Source organism: Streptomyces olivaceus (assembly GCF_000721235.1).
In the GTDB taxonomy this organism is placed as follows: Bacteria; Actinomycetota; Actinomycetes; order Streptomycetales; family Streptomycetaceae; genus Streptomyces; species Streptomyces olivaceus.
In genome coordinates this window covers 1-386 of record NZ_JOFH01000142.1, presented here as the reverse complement: position 1 = coordinate 386, position 386 = coordinate 1, and the positions used below count along the sequence as shown (strand labels likewise).

General features: G+C 69.2%; 1 protein-coding gene. It reads left to right on the top strand.

Going from position 1 to position 386, the window contains the following annotated elements:
* Window positions 1–31: 31 nt before the first annotated feature.
* A partial coding sequence (locus IG94_RS0138165) for an MBL fold metallo-hydrolase (protein WP_248783128.1) occupies window positions 32–386 on the top strand: 355 nt, incomplete at its 3' end.

Here is a 386-nt window from a genome sequence, read left to right as displayed (position 1 = left end):
CCCTACGGGAGTGCTGGGGAGAGTGCAGGCGATGGAGCCGACCGAGGACCTGCACGAGGTCTTCGAATCGCGTCCGCTGCCGGGCCTTTACCAAGTCGGCCCTTTCCTTCTGAACGGGCGACTCCTTCCGCATCACGTGCCACACGCGGGAGTGCGACTGACGGGCCCGAACCTGAGCGTGGCCTACAGCGGCGACGCTGGCCCCGACCACGTGCTCGGCGAACTGGCGACTGGCACGGATCTGCTGGTCGCCGGAGCAACACTGCAGGGCGCCACTGTCGACCCCTACCTGCTCAGCGCCACCCAGGCCGGCCAATGGGCTGCTCGCGCGGGAGTGGCGCGCCTGGTGCTGACGCACTTCTGGCCCGGGGCCGATCGTAGGCAGT